15 protein-coding genes and 1 tRNA gene are annotated in these 20,532 nt (G+C 61.6%); 13 read left to right on the top strand and 3 right to left on the bottom strand.

Annotated features, from left to right (window positions below; translation table 11 throughout):
• Window positions 1-320: 320 nt before the first annotated feature.
• From WC704_RS17575 to WC704_RS17550, 6 genes are all read left to right on the top strand, one after another.
• A complete protein-coding gene (locus WC704_RS17575; RefSeq protein WP_372892310.1) occupies window positions 321-2,096 on the top strand; it encodes a PHA/PHB synthase family protein in 1,776 nt (591 codons plus the stop codon).
• A gap of 144 nt (window positions 2,097-2,240) precedes the next feature.
• Window positions 2,241-4,898 carry a GNAT family N-acetyltransferase gene (locus WC704_RS17570; protein ID WP_372892308.1) on the top strand — a complete coding sequence of 886 codons (2,658 nt, stop codon included), beginning with the start codon at window positions 2,241-2,243 and terminating at the stop codon, window positions 4,896-4,898.
• 253 nt (window positions 4,899-5,151) lie between these two features.
• Window positions 5,152-5,982 (top strand): hypothetical protein, encoded by an 831-nt coding sequence (locus tag WC704_RS17565; RefSeq protein ID WP_372892306.1) that lies wholly within the window; start codon window positions 5,152-5,154, stop codon window positions 5,980-5,982.
• The gene (locus WC704_RS17560) at window positions 5,976-6,254 is read left to right on the top strand and encodes a PqqD family protein (RefSeq protein ID WP_372892304.1); all 279 of its coding nucleotides are present in this window, start codon (window positions 5,976-5,978) and stop codon (window positions 6,252-6,254) included. The genes WC704_RS17565 and WC704_RS17560 overlap by 7 nt, the downstream gene beginning before the upstream one ends.
• Complete coding sequence (locus tag WC704_RS17555) at window positions 6,251-7,180, top strand: hypothetical protein (protein WP_372892302.1); 930 nt, start codon at window positions 6,251-6,253, stop codon at window positions 7,178-7,180. Before WC704_RS17560 ends, WC704_RS17555 begins: the two co-directional genes overlap by 4 nt.
• Entirely contained in the window at window positions 7,177-8,016 is an 840-nt protein-coding gene (locus WC704_RS17550; RefSeq protein ID WP_372892300.1) for a sulfotransferase domain-containing protein, read from the top strand. The genes WC704_RS17555 and WC704_RS17550 overlap by 4 nt, the downstream gene beginning before the upstream one ends.
• Here the strand turns inward: WC704_RS17550 and WC704_RS17545 are convergent.
• From WC704_RS17545 to WC704_RS17535, 3 genes are all read right to left on the bottom strand, one after another.
• On the bottom strand, window positions 8,013-9,818 hold the full coding sequence (locus tag WC704_RS17545) for an asparagine synthetase B (protein ID WP_372892298.1): 1,806 nt from the start codon (window positions 9,816-9,818) through the stop codon (window positions 8,013-8,015). The genes WC704_RS17550 and WC704_RS17545 overlap by 4 nt on opposite strands.
• Window positions 9,819-9,937: 119 nt before the next feature.
• Entirely contained in the window at window positions 9,938-10,102 is a 165-nt protein-coding gene (locus tag WC704_RS17540) for a hypothetical protein (protein WP_372892296.1), read from the bottom strand.
• A 163-nt stretch (window positions 10,103-10,265) separates the two neighbouring features.
• Complete coding sequence (locus WC704_RS17535; RefSeq protein ID WP_372892294.1) at window positions 10,266-10,430, bottom strand: hypothetical protein; 165 nt, start codon at window positions 10,428-10,430, stop codon at window positions 10,266-10,268.
• 156 nt (window positions 10,431-10,586) lie between these two features.
• On the opposite strand from WC704_RS17535, the gene WC704_RS17530 reads away from it, so the two are divergent.
• The 7 genes from WC704_RS17530 to WC704_RS17500 all read left to right on the top strand — a co-directional run bounded on the left by WC704_RS17530 (window position 10,587) and on the right by WC704_RS17500 (window position 20,243).
• On the top strand, window positions 10,587-11,549 hold the full coding sequence (locus tag WC704_RS17530) for a hypothetical protein (RefSeq protein WP_372892292.1): 963 nt from the start codon (window positions 10,587-10,589) through the stop codon (window positions 11,547-11,549).
• A 213-nt stretch (window positions 11,550-11,762) separates the two neighbouring features.
• On the top strand, window positions 11,763-12,596 hold the full coding sequence (locus WC704_RS17525) for a DMT family transporter (RefSeq protein WP_372892290.1): 834 nt from the start codon (window positions 11,763-11,765) through the stop codon (window positions 12,594-12,596).
• Window positions 12,597-12,747: 151 nt separating this feature from the next.
• Window positions 12,748-12,821: transfer RNA gene (locus WC704_RS17520), tRNA-Gly, on the top strand.
• 197 nt (window positions 12,822-13,018) lie between these two features.
• Window positions 13,019-14,236 (top strand): tyrosine-type recombinase/integrase, encoded by a 1,218-nt coding sequence (locus WC704_RS17515; protein WP_372892288.1) that lies wholly within the window; start codon window positions 13,019-13,021, stop codon window positions 14,234-14,236.
• 274 nt (window positions 14,237-14,510) lie between these two features.
• On the top strand, window positions 14,511-17,531 hold the full coding sequence (locus WC704_RS17510; protein ID WP_372892286.1) for a class I SAM-dependent DNA methyltransferase: 3,021 nt from the start codon (window positions 14,511-14,513) through the stop codon (window positions 17,529-17,531).
• Window positions 17,528-18,253, top strand: a complete 726-nt coding sequence (locus WC704_RS17505; protein ID WP_372892284.1) for a hypothetical protein — start codon at window positions 17,528-17,530, stop codon at window positions 18,251-18,253. The genes WC704_RS17510 and WC704_RS17505 overlap by 4 nt, the downstream gene beginning before the upstream one ends.
• 178 nt (window positions 18,254-18,431) lie before the next feature.
• On the top strand, window positions 18,432-20,243 hold the full coding sequence (locus WC704_RS17500; RefSeq protein WP_372892282.1) for a hypothetical protein: 1,812 nt from the start codon (window positions 18,432-18,434) through the stop codon (window positions 20,241-20,243).
• The last annotated feature ends 289 nt before the right edge of the window (window positions 20,244-20,532 follow it).

The following is a 20,532-nucleotide window of genomic DNA, read 5'->3' as shown; positions in this document are numbered from 1 at the left end:
GTGGTGTCGGTCCACATCGTCGATCTCCGGAAGTTTGTAGCAAAACCCCCTGAATCAACGACTTGGTTAGACGTCAAGCTAACCAACTGATACCACTCAACTTAATTTCCGATCAGACTCTGAGAGCGCGGCGTACGGGAATACACGGATTTTATCGCCAACGCCCAAAGGGGATGAACGGAGGGAATGAGGGGAGGGCGGGATGTCGCCGGACACCTAGACAAGGATTGAACCCGTTGAGCGGCGCGGGGGCGCCGTCGGATCGGCAGCGCTGGCAACCGCGGTTCCCTGTAGTCACACAATCGTCGAGCGGAAATCACATGGCGGACGCGGCACGGACGGATCAAGCGGCGGGCGATGGGGCGTGCTCGTCCGGCGCGGTTTTCGACGGGATCGATCATGCGGCAAGCGCCGCCGTGGCGGCGATGACCGGTGGCTTGGCGCCTTCGGCGCTCATTGGTGCGTTTGGCGACTGGGCAACGCACCTTGCGCTGGCCCCCGGGCGACAACTCCACTTGGCGACAGAGGCGGTGCACCAAGCGGTTCGCTTCACAACCTATGCCACAGAGGTGTTCGCGGTGGGCGACCAAGCACCGCGCGCGGTTCCTCCCGCTCCGCAAGATCACCGTTTCGACGTGGCAGCGTGGCAGCAATGGCCCCTCGGTGCCATCAGCCAGGCGTTTCTGCTGCAGCAGCAATGGTGGGACGCCGCGATGTCGGATGTCCCCGGGGTAACCGCCGCGCACGAGGCGCGCGTCCGTTTCATGGTGCGGCAGGCGCTTGACGCGTTCTCGCCCTCCAATGTCGCCTGGCTCAATCCCGGAGTGGTCGAACGGATTGTGGCGACCGGAGGCCTTTGCTTGCTCGACGGCGTTGCGAACGCGGCAGAGGATGCGCGCCGAACCCTGGCGCACGAGCGGCCGGTTGGCGCCGAGGCGTTCCGGCCCGGCATCGAAGTCGCGGCGACACCGGGCAAAGTGGTGTTCCGCAATCGCTTGATCGAATTGATCCAATACACGCCGACGACGCCGGAAGTGTATGCCACGCCGGTGCTGATCGTGCCGGCGTGGATTATGAAATATTACATCCTCGATTTATCGCCGTACAATTCGCTCGTGCGTTGGCTGGTCGGGCAGGGCCATACTGTGTTTATCATTTCGTGGCGCGATCCCGACGTATCGGACCGTGATCTCGACCTCGACGCCTATCGCATGTTGGGGCCGATGGCAGCGCTCGATGCGATCGGCGCGATTACCGGATCGGCGCACGTCCACGCGGCGGGCTATTGCTTGGGCGGCACGCTGCTCGCCATTGCCGCCGCGACAATGGCGCGCGACGGCGACATGCGCCTCACCAGCATGACATTGCTCGCGGCGCAGACCGAATTCAGCGAACCGGGCGAACTCGCTTTGTTCATCGACGAAGCGCAAGTGCATTTGCTCGAGGAGATGATGCGCGCGCGGGGCTATCTCGATCCAGCGCAAATGAGCGGAACCTTCCAGTTACTCCGCTCGAATGATTTGATCTGGTCGCGGCTGATCCACGATTATCTGATGGGCGAGCGTGCGCCGATGACCGATCTTGCCGCTTGGAACAGCGACGGCACGCGACTCCCCTTTGCGATGCACAGCCAATATCTGCGCTCGCTGTTCCTCAACGACGATCTCGCCGAGGGGCGCTTTCGCGTCGGCGGGCGGCCAATCGTGCTGGAGGATATCCGTACGCCGATTTTCGCGGTCGGCACCGAATGGGACCATGTAGCGCCGTGGCGGTCGGTTTACAAAATCCTGTTGCTGACGCTTGCGCCAGCGACGTTCGTTCTGACCAATGGTGGCCACAATGCCGGGATCGTGTCCGAGCCAGGACATGCGGGGCGGCGATACCGGATGCTCGATCGACCAGCAGATGGGCCCTATGTCGACCCCGAAACCTGGCTGTCGCAAGCTGTTTCCCGCGAAGGCTCGTGGTGGTCGGCATGGAATGATTGGCTGATCGCACAGGCCCCCACAAAGGCACCGCCGCCGCCGATGGGCGGAGCTCAAGGGTTTCCCGGACCTTATGACGACGCGCCCGGACGCTACGTTCTCGCCGAGTGAGCTCGTCTGCGCATTTGTGCTGACGCGCACTGGGTGCGCTCTCGCTCCATCCCCCCAACAGCGCCGCATATGCGGGTCTATACGGATAGCGATCGCGAGCGTGGCGGACGATCACCAGCACGATCCTGTCGATGGAGATCGATGATGACGGTTCGCAATCTCGATGTTCTGTTCCACGCGAAATCGGTGGTCGTGGTGGGCGGGTCCGACCGTGCGGGTTCGCTGGGCGAGCGCGTTTTGGGCAATATCGTGGCGGGCGGATTTAAGGGGGAGGTTGTCGCGATCAACCCGCACCGGGTGGATCGCGACGGGGTGACGTGGCACGCTTCGCTTGCGGACTTGAAGGCCGCGCCGGAGTTGGCGGTGGTCGTATCGCCGGCCAAGTCCGTGGTTGAGGCGATTGGCGCACTTGGCGCGGCGGGGTGCAAGGTCGCCGTCGTCATCACCGCAGGGCTGGAGGATGTGCCCGAGCGCGATGCAATCCTCGCTGCGGCGCGGCCGCATGGGTTGCGGATCGTCGGCCCGAACTGCCTTGGCGTGCTGATGCCGCACGTCGGGCTCAATGCGTCGTTCGCGCCACGCCAGGCGAGTGTTGGTGGGCTCGCCTTCATCTCCCAGAGCGGGGCGCTCGTGACCGCGATGCTCGACTGGGCGGCTGGGCGCCATGTCGGTTTTTCGGGCGTGGTCTCGGTTGGTGACATGGCCGATGCCGATCTTGGCGATATGATCGATATGTTCGCCGCCGATCCCGGGACTCGTGCGATTCTGCTATATGTCGAGGGGGTCACCGATGCCGCCAAGTTCCTGTCGGCGGCGCGCGCGGCCTCGCGGATCAAGCCGGTCGTGGCAATCAAGGCCGGGCGCACGGCGGCGGCGCGGGGTGCGGCCTTTTCGCACACGCGCGCGCTGGCTGGCGCGTATGACGTTTACGCAGCCGCGTTCCGGCGCGCCGGGATCGTGCAAGTGGAGAGCATGTCCGAGCTGTTCGACGCAGCCGCCATCCTCGAACGCTTCTCTCCCCATTGCGGCGACCGGCTGGCGATCGTCAGCAATGGCGGCGGGGCTGGCGTACTCGCCGCCGACGCGGCGCTTGCGGTTGGCGCGACGTTACCGACATTGTCGGTCGAATCGATCGCCGCGCTTGATCGCGATTTGCCCGCAGGCTGGTCGCGCGCCAACCCGATCGATGTGGTCGGCGACGCTCGGCCGGAGCGCTTCGGCGTCGCGACCAAGGCGGCGCTTGGCGCGCCCGATTTCGACGCGGTGCTGGTAATCCACTGCCCGACTGCGGTGGCGAGCGGAATCGAGATGGCGCGCGCAGTGGTGGAAGTCGCCGCGGGGCAGACGAAACCGGTTATCGCATGCTGGATGGGGACCGACAACGCCCGTGCCGCCCACGCGGTGTTCGACGCGGCGGGAATTCCCGTATTCGACAATCTCGACGATGCCGTGCGCGGTTACGGCTATCTGCTCGCCGCTTCGCGTGGGCGCGCCGCGCTGTTGCGCGCGCCTGCGGGCGTCAGCATTCCCGACAGGGATCGCGCGCGCGTGCGCGACATTGTGGCCGCCGCGCGCGGGCAAGGGCGAACCATCCTCGCCGCAGACGAAGTCAAGGCGATCCTATCGGCTTATGGTATTCCTGTGGCAGCCGCCCGGCTCGCCGAAACCGCCGCCAAGGTGGCGGGCGTGTGCGCCGCCGTACCGCCGCCCTACGCGATCAAGCTGGTCTCGCCGCAATTGCCGCACAAGTCGGATGTTGGCGGGGTCGAGCTTGATTTGGCCGACGCGCGCGCGGCCGTCGCGGCGGCCGAGCGGATCGCGCGGCGCGTCGCACGCGAGCATCCCGAGGCCACGATTACGGGATTCGAAGTCGAACAGATGATCGCCTGGCCCAATGCGCGCGAAGCGATCCTGGGGATCATCGACGATCCGACTTTCGGCCCCGTGCTGCTTTTCGGCAGCGGCGGCAAGAGCGTCGAAGTCATTGCCGACCGGGCGCTGGAGCTGCCACCGCTCGACGACGCATTGGCCGGTGCGATGATCGACTCGACGCGGATGGGCCGCTTGATGGCCGCCTATCGCGACGTCCCCGCAGCCGATCGTACCGCCGTCATCCGCTCCCTCAACGCGCTTGCCGCGCTTGCGACGGATGTGCCCGATATCGCCGAGCTCGATATCAATCCGTTGCTGGTCGATGCTGGCGGGGTCATCGCGGTCGATGGCCGGATCGCGTTGTCGGGCGAAGCGCGCGCGTCGCGTGCGGTGATCCGGCCGGCACCGATGGAGTGGTCGGCCGATCTCGAAACGCGCAGCGGCATCCGCTTGCATGTCCGGCCGGTGCTGCCCACCGACGAGCCCGCACTGGCGACGTTCTTCGAGCATGTCTCGCCCGAAGACCTGCGCTTCCGTTTTCTGACCGGCCTGCGTACGGTTGGGCGGGATCGCCTCGCCGCGATGTGCCAAATCGATTACCGGCGAACGATCAACTTCCTGGCATTCATACCCGATGGCACCTTGGTGGCGACCGCGATGCTGGCGGCCGACCCGGACCGAGTCCGGGCTGAATTGGCGGTATCGGTGCGGAGCGATTTCAAGGAGAGGGGCATCAGTTGGACCTTGGTCCAGCACGTGCTGCGCTATGCCGAGGCGGAAGGAATTCGATCGGTCGAGTCGGTCGAAAGCGCCGACAACCGCGCCGCCCTCGCGCTGGAGCACGAAGCCGGGTTCGCAATCGTGTCCGAAGGGGGCGGTGCGACCGAAATTGTCGTCCGGCGCGCGCTCGCCCCGGCGACGGACCCTTGAGTGGGGGGGGGCTTCGACTCCTGCCGCAGTCCGGATCTTTAGATCTCAGGACTACCCATCACTGTTGTGGTCGAGACCACTCCCAACACAATCGTCGTGCTCGAAAACGGTAGCGAGATGTTGATGCCGTGGCGCGGAAAAACCGGGGCGGTTCGAAGGCCTTTCCGAAGGATATCGTAAGGAGGCGACTTCAATCCGCTTTGCCGCAGGCAGGGTGCTTGCGCAGCATTGAGCTCTCTGCCACGAGAAAAGCGTGACTCCATCGCCCGCCTCTTTGCCGCCATCGGGCCTAGCTGCCGCGGTTGGGGCGTTCAAAATCGCTGGGCGCACTATCGACGAACGAATCGCTGAGGGCATCGCCGATGGACGGCTCGTGCAGTTTCGCGATGGTCGCCTCGGTTTGAGTGCGGATGATGCCGGGTCGGAGCTATTGAGCTCAGATGCTCCGACGATACCCACAAAAGGCACTTTCTCGGCACCGTGCCGTTTCCTCAATCATTTTCTGTTTACCATCGTTTATGGCGAAGCGCAGGTGCCCTATGGGTGCCGTGCCTGCTACAAAATCTGGATTCATCCCGAAAGCTTGCGGGCTCTGTTCGCGCTCAAGGAGGTGATGGACGCTACCCCTTACACCTCCAAGATCAAGGTCGAGGCGCTCAATCAGGTGAGTCCCAACGTCTATCTCGGGATCGTCTATGGCGGCGATCTGGCAGAAACACGCGCGATCTATCATGCGGTGAGAACGGCTGTTACGGCGGACGAACGGCTCGGCGCGGAGGTTCGGATGGAGATTCGGCGGGGGTGCCAGAATTATGAGCGGTTGTGCGGCCCTTCCGATCGATATTCCTTCGACCCGGCGCTTGAATCGGTCGAGGCCGCATTGCTGGACCAGTTCGTCAGACCCAGTGAGCCCGGACGTCCCAAGGCGCAACGCGACGCGGCGGCTCGGTTGCGGATGGTACAGATCGCGCATCAGCTTGGCGATGAAAGCTACAAGGATTTCACGGGCGGCAAATCGCTGTCGATTTCGCCGGTGCAGTATGCGCCGGGCGGGGATATGCTGGGGGATGACGAAACGTGTTGACGCTTGATGATCGGGTTCGCGCGGGTGGGGATCTGCTTTCGACTACGGTCGATGGAGAGACCGTGGTGCTGGACATCACCAATGGGGTCTATGTGAACCTCAACGCAATGGGTTCCGAGATCCTGCGACGGTTGGAGCAGGAAAGGACATTGCGTGATTTGTGTCATGATCTGTCGCGTGAATTCACCGTTTCGCCCGAACAAATCGAGCGCGAAGTTCTCGGTTTCGCCGCACGATTACAGGATGCCGGGCTGATCCGACTCGTCGCTTGATCTTGGAATATCATCTGTGCGGCTTGCGTGTGGCCTCGGCGCTCGCTCTGCCCGATGTGTTGCCTTGGTCGGGTGACACGCGCTCCGCCGATATCGAGATCGTGCTGGGGTCCGTGCCTGACAGGTTGCCCGGCGCAACCTATGTCGCGCCGTTCCTGCAACTTGCGGGTGACGGGCAGGCGCGGGTCGAAATCAGCGCGGTTGCGGCCTATCGCATCGAGCAGGGACGGCGGATTACCGTTGCCCCCACGCCGGGTGGAGAGAGTAGCGCGGTGGCGCTGTTTCTGTTGCGAGCGGCCTGCGGGATTTTGTGGATGCAACGCGGGTTGTTCGCGATGCGCGCGAGCACGGTTGAAATCGATGGGCGCGCGGTCGCGCTGGCGGGCATATCTGGAATCGGAAAATCAACCTTGGCCGCGGCGCTGATCGATGCGGGGCATCGCTTGCTCTCCGACGATGTCTCGGTAATCGACGCCACCGCCGCCGGTGGTCCGTTGGTGCTGCCAACGGCACCCGTGCAGTGGCTATGGCGCGACAGCCTGGCCGCGCTCGATATCGTTCCGGGTGCGCGGGTGCGGAGTGACCCCGCAATGCAGAAGTTCGAACGCCACGTCGCGCCCGCCTTTCAGGCAAAGCCGCGCCCGCTCGCCGCGATATGCCATCTCGATCGTCTGGTGCGCGCACGACCCGTGATCGAGCGCACGACCGGCGCTGCGGCGCTACAGGCGGTGCGCGGCCATGCCCTGCGGTTGCACGCGGCGCAGAAAATGGGGCTTGAGCCGACGGTGTTCCTACAGGCTGCGAAGATCGCAGCGAGCGTGCCGCAAGCCACCCTGCGCCGCCCTATGACCTTCGACGCGCTCCGTCCCTTCGCGCAGGCGCTGCCCGAGATGCTCGCATCGGCAGGACTGTGGGGTGGCGAATGAGCGGAATCGTGTGGCTCGCTTCCTATTTGAAATCCGGCAATACTTGGATGCGCCTCGCATTGGCCAGCGCGAGGGAAGGGGGCGTTGCCGTCGATATCAACCGCTTCGGCGGGGGGGATGATACGATATCGGCATCGCGACGCCATTTTGACAGCGTCCTCGACATCGACAGCGCAGACCTGACGGCGAGCGAGATTTTGGCGGCGCGGGCGACAGCGTATCGCCTTGTCGCCGAAACACTCGGCGTGCCTGCTTTATGGAAAACGCACGAAGCCTGCACCCACGGCCCCGATGGCACGCCGATCTTCCCCGCCAGCGCAACGGCGGGCGTAGTGTATATTGTGCGCGACCCCCGCGATGTCGCTGTCTCGCTTGCCAGCCATGTTGGCGGCACGATCGACGACGTGATCGCGCTGATGGCTGAATCCGGGCGGATCGCCAGCAAGGCGACCATTGCCCTGCCGCTGCAACTCGAACAACAGATCGGCAGTTGGAGCGAAAATGTTGAAAGCTGGCTCGACCGAGGCCCATGCCAGCCGATCATGGTGCAATATGAAGACATGCGGCGCGACATGGCGGCAGTGCTGCGACGCGTAACCGAAGGCATCGGTATGCCGACGTCGATTGCGGCGATCTCGGCGGCGGTCGGTGCGACCGATTTTAAGGTTTTGCGCGCGCAGGAGGAGCAATTCGGGTTTGCCGAACGTCCGGAGACCGCGCAGCGTTTCTTTCGTAGCGGTATTGCAGGCGGGTGGCGCGAGGCTTTGTCAGCCGCTCAGGTCGCCCGGATTGAACGCGACCACGGGACCGTAATGGCGCGATTGGGGTATCTCTAGAAGGTTTCCAGCCCGGGGCAGCCCCCCTCGACCCACAGGATGAACTGCCCGACCTGAAGCGCGGCGGCGACGCGACGCAGCGGCGTTGCGAAGTCCGGCCCCATTTCGCGCAGATCATGCGGGATTGTGGCAATCGTCGCGCGAATCCAGGCGGTATCAAGAATGTCCACGGCCTGGGGCGAGCGCTCGACACGGGCGAGTGTATCGGTCAGCCAATCGCGTTGACTACCGATCCGCGCGGCGATCTCTGGGCATTGCAGACCCAGCCGGCGTTCCTGGACCACGAGCGGTGGCAAGCGGTCGCTCAGCACGCGCCGCGCGAGCGAGCGGTGAACCCCGCCCAGCAGATATTGTTCGGGCGGAATGGCGAAGCAGAATTCGACCAGCGGCAAATAGCCCAATGGATCCCGCGTTTCGACACCGTGGAGCGCACGCGACGTACCATTGGCTATACGGCGGCTTTCCACCGTGCGCTCAAAAAAACCTTGTCGTTCCGCGGCCAAGTGCGTCGGAGCGGAAGGGAGCGCCAGCGTCGACCCACGCCGATAGCGGGCCGCAATCGCTGGCCCGAGGTCGGGCTTGCTGGGCGCGGGGACGCCTGACCGGGCTTCGCGCGCGGCGACGCGTAACAGCCCTGCCATGCTCGCGCCGCCCGGAGCATTTGCCAGCCGCGCCGCGTGTCCGAGCAGTGCGAGCCACCGTCCGTTGGCGGCAAGATCACTCAGATGCGTCGCCGCAGTAGCGGAGAAGGTAAGGTTGCCGCTTGCCCCGACCAGCACGCTGCGCGCGCCGAGTACCGAGACTTCGGCTCGTGCCGGATCAAACCAGCTCCTGTCGAACGGGTTGGGACCGGGCATACCGGTGCGGGCGAACTGGCGGTGCGGATCGGCCATGTCGGCCCGCATCAGCGCCGCTGGCACACGCAATGCGGAGAGGTTTGGATATTGGGTCGCAACCGCCTGCACCCGCGCCCATTCGTCATGGAAGGCGTAGGATTCCTCGCGCGGCAAGATCGCGCCATCGTCCGAAACGGCGGTGACGGTGTGAAGCTGTTGATTGGGATGCTGGCGTGCGGCGGTTGCGGTTACCGCTGTCGAATCGAGGCCTCCCGAAAGTTCGCACACCAACGGCCCAATCACGCGGCTGTGTGCGGCCACCGCTCGGTCGAGCAATTCGCGGGCCGCCTCAACATAGTCCGCGTCACGGCGATAGCGGACGCGGCTCGACCAATCGGGTTGCCAATAGCGATCAACGGTGTACCGCCCCGCCGACCAGCACAGCCGCCCGCCCGGCGGTAATTGGCCAATATCGCGGAAATAGGTGCGACCATCGGCCGGCCAATGCCATTGCGCCGCCCTGGCGAGATTTTCAGGATCAACGACGCGGGGCACGTCCGGCACGCTGAGGAGCATCGCGAGATTGGTGGAAAAGGCTATGCGGTCGCCTGTCGCATGATAGAAAATCGGCCGTCCGCCGGTGGTTTGGTCGCACGCCAGTGTCAGCGACCCCTCGCGATCATCCCAGACGGCAAGCGCAAAGTCGCCGAGCAGATGGGCAGGGCAGCCGCCCCGCCATTTTTCCCATGCCGCCGCGAGGAGCGCGCTGTCGGGAAGCCCTGCGCTGCGCTCGATTCCAAGCGCACGCGAAAGATCTATACGGTTATCGAGACGCCCATCAAAGCCAAGTACGTAGCGCCCATCCGCAAAGCTTGCGGGTAAAACGTCTCCAACTGCCTCGAGCGTAGTTGGTACAGCACGCTGGCGAAGAACGACCCGGTCTCGCGCGACTGTCGTAACATCCACCTCGCTTCCGCCAGAGTCGGAAACAAAGCCTTCTGGGTGCAAAAAATAATGGGCATTGCCGCCGACAATGCCCAGCATCAACGTCTTGATCCTACACTATCAACAAAAAGCTCACGCCCTCAGGAAGTGTTGGTGAAAACCGATCCCTCGCACTGGGCGCCGCGACCCGACGCAGTCGCCGACACCTGCAAAATTTCCATATCCGGAGTTTGCCACACGCCCAGCGTTGCAACCTTAGCGAGATTGATCGGGCACTCGACCGAAACAGCTTCGCGCTTATCCATTATATGTGTTCCCCACACCCATTTACCCGGTACACTCTTTGACAGCATCAAGCGAAAACCGCAAGCCTCGCGGAGCAGTCAATCAGAAGCCTACACCCGCACCTTACTGCATGCAAAATGACCCGTCGTTTCACTCAGTGAGAAACAGCGAAAGAGCGCCCAATCAGGAAGTATTGGTAAAAGTCGATCCCTCGCACTGGCTGCCACGTCCCGACGCGGTCGCCGAAATCTGCAAAATTTCCAGATCAGGAGTTTGCCACGCGCCCAGTTTCGCAACGCGAGCTACTTGGAACCAAGTTTCGGTCGCGACGACATTTTCTTTATCCACGGTCGTTCTCCACCTACACGTTGATCCTGTAACTGCTTTGACAGGATCAGCGGCAAACAGCAAGTTTTGCGTATCCTCCAAACAGGAAATCACAACACTCCCTCCCCGCGTCCGAAATTTTAAAAAATGAGATGAGGTAACCGGGGGTAACGGGCTATGCGCGATTTGGCGGACGTTGTCCGACCTCATACCCACATCCCGGGATATCGAATGCCTCATTATTGTTTCTCCGGTTTGCACATCTCCTGCGAATTCGTCCTGCCCGGCGTTCCGGCATGGGAAGGCGGCGGCGCACCGGACGTTACAATAGCGCCGGGCCCCGTACCCGATCGGCTCCCCGGCGCGCACGGCAACACGTTTCAGGTCGCAGGCGACGCCACCGTCCGTGTACAATTCCCGAGGGTCGGCACATTTCTGGTAGAGGACGGGCGGCGGGTCACCTTCGCGGCGAACCCAGCAGCCACGAACAGGGACATCGCGTTATTTATCCAGGGCTCGGTTTTCGGGCTGCTTTGTCATCAGCGCGGATTGTTCCCTCTGCACGCCAGCGCAGTTGAAATCGGCGGCCGCGCGGTGGCGTTCATGGGTGATTCCGGTGCCGGAAAATCTACAACGGCGGCGGCGTTGCTGCAATTGGGCCATCCGCTCCTGTCCGATGATGTTTCGGTCATTGATCTGAGCGGCGAATCCGCCATGCTGTTGTCGACAACCCCCACTCAGAAATTGTGGAGCGACAGCCTGCGTGCTTTGGGCGTCGAGGCTGGTGCACGCGTGCGTCCTCAGCTCGACATGGACAAGTTCGAACGCCATGTCGGAGGTGCCTTCGGGGCAGCCCCGCGCCCGATTTCAGCGATCTGCCAATTGGAGACGGCGTTGGACGACGGCAGCGCGATGTTCGAGCCTGTCGCTGGAGCGCGTGCGGTACAAATGGTACGTCGGAATATCTATCGTTTGCAGGCCGCGCAGGAAATGGGAAAGGAGGGGCGCCTGTTCTTGCAATCGGCCACGATCGCTTCGACCGTGCCGCAATTCATCCTCCGCCGCCCGACCAATCTGGAGCATTTGCGGTCGTTTGCGACAAACGTATCGGATTTTCTGCTCTCGTCTTGGTGTAAATAGAACAATATTTCAAATATACTTTGATGTATTAAAATTAATGAGGATATCTATCAAATTTAATTATAATAATGGCGGGATTTATATCGTTAAAAGTTATAATTTCATGGGATGGACATTGATTAGGGGTGTATTCCGTTTGAAAAAATTTGCGCAGAAGGTGTTTTGGGCCGTCATCGCTGCGGACTCCGTGCGTCTGCGTGGGGTTGACCAGGCATGAACGCGTCCCGTTTGCCCTTCTGGCTTATCGCGCCCCTCGCGCTCCTGGCGTTTGCGGGCAATTCTTTGCTCGCGCGCGCCGTCCTGTTAGATTCGGGGAATAGCCCCGGGGCTTTCGCAGCCGTGCGGCTCGTATCGGGCGCGATTTTGCTCGCGGGGCTCGGTGCCGTGCGTGGATTTGCAATCCTTCCCCATCGACGCGACGCACCGACCGTCATCGCCTTGCTGGTCTATGCGCTGGGATTTGCCCTCGCTTATGTCTCGATCGGGGCGGCGAGCGGTGCCCTCATTTTGTTTGCGGCCGTGCAGGCGACGATCATCGGCATGGGCCTTTGGCGGGGGGACCGGATCCGGCCGATCCAGGCGATCGGGTTGGCGCTTGCGTTCTCGGGCCTGTGCTGGTTGCTGTTTCCTGGTCTTACCGCCCCCCCCGTGTATGCGGCGCTGCTCATGGGCTGCGCGGGGATTGCGTGGGGCGTCTATAGCACGGTCAACAGCGGTGACGGGGCACCGGTTGCGCGCACCGCGCGCAACTTCACCGGCGCGGCGGTTCTCGGCCTTGTCGCCCTCGCGGTGCTGCCATTTGGATTGACGCCGATGGGTTGGGCGCTTGCAATCGTCTCGGGTTCGACGACGTCTGCGCTGGGCTATGTCTTATGGTACGCGCTCCTTCCACAGATCACCAGACTCACCGCGGCCACGCTGCAACTTCTGGTGCCCGCGATCACTGCCTTGGGGGCTTCCGCGCTGCTGGGTGAGGCGATCGGCCTTCGTCTGGCGGGCGCCAGTATCCTGATCCTCAGCGGAATTGCGCTGACGATACGTCGCTGAGCCGGGGGCATGTGCTGAATTTAACCGTTGGTCTTGGTCGCGAATGCGTTGACCGGACAGCCGCGAATGTGGCAGGGACGCGTCCATCGACGGTATCACCGCAAAACTAGGCGTAAATTTACGTTCGGTCCGCAGACTAAGCCGTTGAAATGCGGGTGTAGCTCAATGGTAGAGCAGAAGCTTCCCAAGCTTACGACGAGGGTTCGATTCCCTTCACCCGCTCCATCCTACCATCCACCGACGTCCATGCAGGGCTTTGCAACCCGCTGAAATCCGCGGTATTTTCCCTCCATCAGACCAGTGAAGGTTGCGCGCATCCATGCGTAGCCGGGCAGATTGGGGGCCATTTGGGGGCCTCAACCGAGCTGGTCAATGTGGGTGGCCCCCAAAGTGGGGGCCTCGCGTCAGGAGACCCGGGGAATATGGCACTGAGCGACATGGCGATCCGTAAGGCGAAGCCGCGCGAGAAGCCTTACAAGCTGGCGGATGGCGGCGGGCTCTATCTGCAGGTTCAGCCGAGCGGCGGAAAGCTGTGGCGGCAGAAATATCGGGTCAAGGGCAGCGAGCGAACGCTCAGCATCGGACCCTATCCGGTAATCAGCCTCAGCGAAGCCCGGAAGCGACGTGATGCAGCGCGCGAGCAACTCGCCACGGGCAAGGACCCCTCGCGCGAGAAACAGAGGGAGCGGCTGCGCGCGCAGGCGCTCGCCGCATGCACCTTCTCTGTCGTCGCCGCCGAATATTGCGACAAGCGCAAGCGCGATGGGCACAAGCCCTGGGCGCCGGCGACCGCTGCCCGCAGCGAATATCTGCTAAGCTTGTTGGAGGGGCCGATCGGTCGGCTGGCGATCACTGACATCGAACCAGCGGACGCGCTCGCCGCCATTCGCCGGATCGAACGCAAGGGCAATCTGGAGAGCGCCAGACGCACCTTGCAACTGGCGGGCGCAGTCTTCCGCTACGCCGTCGCGACGGCACGGCTGGCATCGGATCCCACGCGCGACCTGCGCGGCGCGCTGGCTGCCCCCAAGGTCACGCACTACGGCGCCATCATCGAGCCCAAACGGGTCGGCGAGCTGCTGCGCGCCATCGATGGTTATGAGGGCTTCGGCATCACCAAGAACGCGCTCCAGATCGCGCCGCACGTCTTCGTCCGCCCCGGTGAGCTACGCCACGCGGAATGGAGCGAGTTCGATCTGGAGGCTGGCCTGTGGACGATCCCGGCCGAGAAAATGAAAATGCGAAAGCCCCACCATGTTCCGCTGTCGCGGCAGGCGGTTGAACTGTTCAGCTATCTGCGCGGGATTACCGGGCCGTCGGGCTATGCCTTTCCTTCGGTCCGCAGCCGGTCGCGGCCGATGAGCGAGAATACCCTGAATGCCGGACTGCGCCGATTGGGATACACCAGCGACGAAATGACCGGCCATGGATTCCGCGCGATGGCGAGTACCCTCCTCAACGAGTCCGGCAAGTGGTCGCCCGACGCCATCGAGCGCGCCCTTGCGCATGGCGACAGCGACAAGGTGCGTGCGGCCTATCACCGCGGGGCCCATTGGAAGGAGCGTGTGGAGATGGCCCAGTGGTGGTCGGATTACCTGGATGAGCTGCGAAAAGGGGGCGATCATTGCCGGTCGGCTTGATCGTCAACGTCGGGAGTGTTTCCCCTTCATCGGCGTTGGCCGGTCTGCGCTAGGTTGAGATGTTCAATCAGCTTTCGGATGCGCGGGTGCCCATCGGGACGTTCGACCATGAGGTGGGAGTGCATTATGGATCGATACAGCAAAGCGGGCGGTACGTGGCGACCGATGATCTGGCAGCTTACTACCACGGGAGACACGCAAATACGTCGTGTGGAGCGCGGGTTTATCGATCGAGACTTACCTCAAGCCTCAAAGAAAGGCATGGGTGCCTCCCATGATCGCCTTTGACGATATCCTTCAGCAGTATGGCGGCGATCCTGCGTCGCTGCTGAAGTTCGATCTCGATGGGCCCGAGCTGCTTCCCTACGCCACACTCACTGCGGCGCGGGTAGCCGGTGATCTCGATCTAGCGGCTTTAGGCGGGGTGTACGAATGGCAGGACAGGCCGCTCCTGTTCCTGGTCGACGGAGCGCTGCTCGACGGCAATCCTCAACGGCTAAGCCGAATACGTCGCCTCGTAGCGATGCGTGGCGACGCTCCTTACCTCGCAGTCGTAACGCCTGGCGGCATGACGATATACCAAGTTGGCCTGGAGGGAGATGCCGCCCAAGCGCGCGTTTCAATCGGCGATGCGAATAGCGATCGGCGGATAGTTATTCCCCACCTCGGGAACCTCCGGCCTCAAACGTCGGCCAATCGGCGCTGGATCAGCGACGTCATTCTTAGACTTCTCACTAGCGCACTTGACGAGTTGGCCCGTTTGGCCATCGCTGACGGCGATGCCATCTCTCTCGTCGGGCGTGCGCTGTTTGTCCGTTTTCTTGCCGATCGCGACATATTGCCAGAAGCTGTATGCGCCCTCGCGGCCCATGGCGCTGCCGCGCTTTTTGACTCCGCTCCAACAGCGGTCGACACCTCTGCGTGGCTCGACGAAACCTTCAACGGGGATTTTCTGCCGCTTACGGCGACAACGATAAACTCGCTTCCTCAGCAGGCGTTTGACGTTCTTGGCCACATTCTCCGGCGCGCGCCGGGCGGCCAGCTACAATTAGGCTGGCAGGAGAAATGGGACATGTTGGATTTTGCCCACATTCCTGTGGGCGTTCTCAGTCAAGCCTATGAGCGATACCTCAGTCATCACGAGCCGGAGAAGCAGCGAACGGAAGGCGGGTACTACACGCCACGACACATCGCCGACCTGATGGTCCGCGCCGCGTTTGCGGCGCTCGGCCGCGAAGGCAAAACACATCGGGCGCGGGTTCTCGACCCCGCGGCCGGCGCCGGCGTCTTTTTACTTACGGCCTTCCGGCAATTAGTCGGTGAACGGTGGCGTCACGACGGAAGGCGTCCCGACACTGAGACGCTGAGGGAAATTCTGTACGGCCAGATCACCGGCTTCGACATCAACGAATCTGCCCTGCGCTTTGCTGCACTCGGCCTCTATTTGATGTCGATCGAGTTGGATCCCAATCCCGAGCCTTTACAAAAACTGCGATTCAAGAATCTCCGCCCAGATGTGCTCCGCAAGTTCGGTGACAACCTCGACGCGGCTCCATCCAAGGATCTTGGCAGCCTCGGCGATGAAGTCGGGATTGAGCATCACGCCGCCTATGACCTTGTCGTTGGGAATCCCCCTTGGGCGACAGCTACAAAGCTTTCGAATTGGTCATCGCTGGAAGAGCGGGTTTCGCGTCTTGCTCGCGAAAGGACCGGCGACGCAAAGATACGCGCACCCATTCCTAACGAAGTCTTGGACTTGCCATTCGTCTGGCGGGCCATGGAGTGGGCTCGCCCGGGCGGCCAGATCGCATTTGCACTGCATGCCCGTCTTCTGTTTCAGCGCGGCGAAACCATGCCGGCAGCGCGTAACGCGTTGTTCGGTGCTCTCGATGTGACCGGAATCGTGAACGGCACAGAGTTACGCCGCACGAGGGTATGGCCGGAGATCACTGCGCCGTTTTGCCTCCTCTTCGCGCGCAACGCCGTACCATCGGTCGGCGCCGGATTCCGCTTCACGAGCCCACATCTTGAAGGTCCGCTGAACCAAAGCGGCGCTTGGCGGATTGATGCCGCAAATGCTGAAATCGTAACAAGCCAGGATGTGCGCCAGCGCCCCGAACTGCTGAAAATCCTGTTCCGGGGAACGCGACTTGACCTGGAACTTTATGACAGGATTTCTGCCAAGGCCTTTCCGACGCTCGATGAATATTGGCGATCCGTATTCGGCGTCTATCACGGGCGAGCGCAATACACCGGCAATGGCTATCAACGGCTAAGGAAAAGCAGCCGGACCCGGAAGGGCGCTAAGCTGCCGGGGGCAGCCGCTGACTATCTTCACCACCTTCCAGAACTCCCCAGCAGGCTCGAAACCAACCTGCTTGTCGATGTGTCGAACCTCAAACGCTTCGACGCGGAACGCATCCACGACCCGCGTCCTGAGTGGTTGTTCACGGGCCCGCTATTGATAGTTCGTGAATCGCCCCCTGTGCATCATGCACGGATCAGGACATCCGTTGCGCTCGACAGTGTCGTTTTCAACCAAAGCTTCCATGGCTACAGCACCCATACACATGAGCATGGCGGTGAGTTGGCTCGCTATCTGGCGTTGGTTATCGGTAGCAAAATCGCACTCTGGCACGCGCTTATTACCAGCGGCCGGTTCGGCTTTGAACGTGAAGTCGTCGAGAAATTCATCATCGACGAGATTCCTGTCCCCGTATTCGAGGAGCTATCGACCGCGGATCGCAATATATCTGCCAGCCTGTTCGAGGCATTGGTGCAAGAAGACGATGAGGCAGGATGGGAGAAAGTCGATCGCTGGATTGGCGCTCTATTCGGCCTCACCCCGGAAGACGTGGAGACCATCTCCGATACACTTCGGTATCGGCTTCCATTTTCCGCTAATTTGAAGGCGAGCCAAACGCCTGTAACGACCGCACAGCAGGCGGCGTTCAATAAACGGCTTTATGCCGAGCTTCAGCCTTGGGGGGCGCGCTTTGGCCGGCCTGTAGCGATCCATCGCGTTCCCATGCCGGCCCTGTCGCCATGGCATTTTGTTTTAATCAGCGGCGACGTCGGAGATCAGGCCGCAATCGACGTGGGTTGGATGCGGGCTATCGAACTCGCCGATAAACTTTCGGCAACCGAGGTTGTCTATGTCGACGAGCAAGCAAATCGTCTCATCTTAGGGCGCCTTAACCAAGCGCGCTACTGGACCCCGAGCCAGGCGCGTCTCGCCGCGAGGCGCATCGTGTGGGAACACGTCGATTTCCTCTCCGGCAAAAACGCCAAATGAGGAGTCCGACCCTTCGCCCACGCGACAATCAAATTGCAGAACTGACCTGCGGGCAAAGACTGCCGCTCGATCCCATCGCTGAAGCCCATCTGGATGTGATCTTCGAGACGGTGGCGCGGGTTTGGCAGGAATTGAAAGACGAACAAAGCCAAGCTTTGACCGACGGCAGCGAGGCCGAAATCAACGCCCTGATGGAATCACGCCTCAATGGTCTCTGGAGAAAAGACCCCCTCTGGTCCCAACTGGTTTCGTCCGTCGCGCGCGGCAAGGAATCGCTCAGCTTCGATGGAACCCATCTGGAGAAGCGGCCCGATCTTTCGATCTACCTAACAGGCAAGCACCCCTCGTTTCCGGTCGTCGTCGAATGCAAGCTCATCGACCATGTTTCTGGCAAGGGTGTCGATCTCTATTGCAGCAACGGGATCGCCCGTTTTGTCGCTGGTCAATATGCCTGGGCGAACAGCGAAGCGATCATGATCGCCTATATTCGAGATGGCTCGTCCGTTGAGAACGACCTCTCTCCCTTCCTAGCTGGAGGCGTTGAACATAGACCAGATCCTTGGCAAACTCATCGGCTGCCAACAGCGTCCATTGGACTGCGATCGACTATCTCATCATCCCACCATCTCCGCAGTTTTCGCTATCCGGCAGTGGTCGGCGCGGGCACTCCCGGCAATATCGCTCTTTGGCATTTGTGGCTAAATGGCAGTAATTCTGCCTGACTGGTCCTTCTTCCTAGCTCGCTAGAGGCATCGTCATTTGGGCTTCCGGAGAAAGCGCCAGACGTCATCGAAACCGCGTCGTTGATGAAGACGAACGGATCCGACAGGGACGGAAAGCTTCAAATTTAGCGACCCCGCTCAAGTTCGCGGCTATACTCGGCTGAAAGGGGTACGTACATTGGTCGACGGCATCTATCGGGATGGATTGTCAGCTTGGCGCGCGCTGCGCGAGACGGGCGGCCTAGATCTTGACGACCGCGATGATGGCCTTGTCGAGAAACTAAAAGAGCGCCTCGATCCGGGCGCGCCTGATTTAGAAACTGCGCTGGCCGAGGCATCGACGGATGCGTTTTTGTCCGCCCTGTTCGCGTCGATCCAGCCCTTCGTCGCAATGTTTAGCGACATCTTGCGTTTCTTTGAGATGGCTGGCGCGCATCAGGGGCAATCGCAGTGGCGTGTGAGTGTCGGCGACGAGTTCCTCGATTTCCGGCACTTCGAGGAGTTCCTCGAGCACTGGAGAAAGATCGACGCCGAGTTCGAGGTTCCCGCGCTCAATCGGCGCCATGCCTTCATTTTGAACGATGTTCGCGCCGAGGTCGGTGGCTATGATTATTTGATCGACGGCATGGATCATGGTGCGAGAGCGACGACGGGCCTCCCCGACGTCGATGCGTGGCTCGCCGACTACGATGAGGGTCGTTATGGATCCTTCCCGGCGAGCATCATGCCGGACAAATTCCCACCCGGACTGTCCGACGCAGCGACTGTAATTCTTGCGGCCGTGACGATCATCCGACGGCAAGGTTTCAGCCGGGAGGCAATGCTGCAGGAGCATCGCGCCCGCGGTTACAGGTCAATCGATGACGATGCCCTTCATCCCTGGACAATCGCGCAGAGCGAAACGGATTATTGGCTCCGATCGCACGTGGGTTACCTGGCCAATCTCCTTCGACGCCCTGACCAGGAGCTTCACGCAATCGCGCGAAAGCTCGTCGAGCGATTTGCGCCATTTGCGCGGCGGCGTATTCCTGGCCAGATCGAGGTCAAGGACCTTGAGCGGCTGCTGTCGCTCCCGGTTTGGAAACAGCGCTACGAAACCTATGGCGTGTGGGTGGCGACACAGATCGCGGGGTCGCTAGACGATCACGACATCAAAATCCTCTCAAGCCACGGTGAGCTCAGATTTGCGTTTGGCGAAGCCCGGATAGCAGATATCGACAGCGCCAATCCAAGGCTAAGCCTGTTTGCCGAGCGACGTGTCGCCCTGACCAATCCAGTCGGCAAAAGCCGCATAGAAGGTGCCCAGCCGGATTTCGGGCTTTGGACGCAGGACGCTTCAAATCCGGAATGCGTGCTGGTGGTGGAGGTGAAGCACTACAAGAAGCGATCGCGCCGCAACTTCCGTGACGCGCTAATCGACTATAGTCGTGGCCATCCTCGTGCCTCGATCGTGCTTGTCAATTACGGGCCGGTCGGTGACGAATTCAATGACCTGCCGGACGCGATAGGCAAACGCTGCCTGATGATTGGCCACTTGATGCCTGATAATTTTGCGCCGCTCGCGAAGTTCCGTGATTTGGTGCGCGAGATCGTAGGCCATCCGGTTCCAAGACTACCAACTGGAGCATCGGACGGTCACCAAATTATCGCACTTGATGTTTCAGGCTCTATGCGGGCCGTCCTGGCTTCCAGCGGGCTGCCTGAATTTTTGACCGGACCGAGTGGCAGCCAGTTCAAGATCGCGCTGATTGATGTGAGCCTGCGAGCTGTCGTTGACCCTAACGATCTCAAGAACTGGCTTGCAACAAATACGCTGGGTAATTCGAACGTCCTGGCGGTGCCGGTCGCGGAACTCCTGACACGCAATGAGTCTATCATTGTCGTTACGGACGATGACGGGGTGAACGATCTTCGCGCAATGTCGTGCACGCGTCTGCAGAACCCGAGGGGCGTCGACGACAAAGCGATCTTCTTACGGGTCGATCGCTGACCACAAGATGCCGTGACCCGCGTGCCTGTCGCGCGCTCTCAGGATAGCGTCCGCACGGTCGGTAGGTCGGAGTGCAAGCGAGATTCCGCGCCGTGTTCATCCGACAAGTCGAGGCTGATAGACGGATCAGGTTTTACTTCAGAAGGCATATGCGTCGTCACTTGGGCACCTCCAACAACCCCTCGACATTTCCGGTCTGATTTGATTCATTTGGCCTGACAGGAGGCAGCGATGCGTCAGGCAGGATTGTTCGGCTTATCAGAGCATCTCAAGCGGCTTTCGGCGCATG

The organism is Sphingomonas sp. (assembly GCF_041661885.1).
Lineage (GTDB): Bacteria > Pseudomonadota > Alphaproteobacteria > Sphingomonadales > Sphingomonadaceae > Sphingomonas.
This window is presented reverse-complemented; position numbering and strand designations above follow the sequence as displayed.